Source organism: Streptomyces sp. NRRL S-1022 (genome assembly GCF_000720135.1).
In the GTDB taxonomy this organism is placed as follows: Bacteria; Actinomycetota; Actinomycetes; order Streptomycetales; family Streptomycetaceae; genus Streptomyces.
On sequence record NZ_JOIU01000210.1, the window covers coordinates 1 to 241 of the forward strand.

Consider the following 241-nt stretch of genomic DNA (forward strand, 5'->3'; position numbering starts at 1 on the left):
CACCGACACCATCGCCCCACCACCGGCCAACCCCTGCATCAACCGGCCCCGCGCCCCCACCAGCACACACGCATCCTCCAACCCCAAAACACCAGACACGTGAGCCGCCGCCACCTCACCCACCGAATGCCCCACCACGAAGTCCGGCCGCACCCCCAACCACTCCACCAACCGGAACAACGCCACCTCCAGCGCGAACACCCCGCCCTGCGTGAACAACGTCTCCCCCAACACCCCCTCC

1 protein-coding gene is annotated in these 241 nt (G+C 68.5%); it reads right to left on the reverse strand.

From position 1 onward, the window contains the following. Positions 1–241: acyltransferase domain-containing protein (locus IG05_RS0141615; RefSeq protein ID WP_158839177.1), on the reverse strand; the 241-nt coding region annotated here is incomplete at both ends.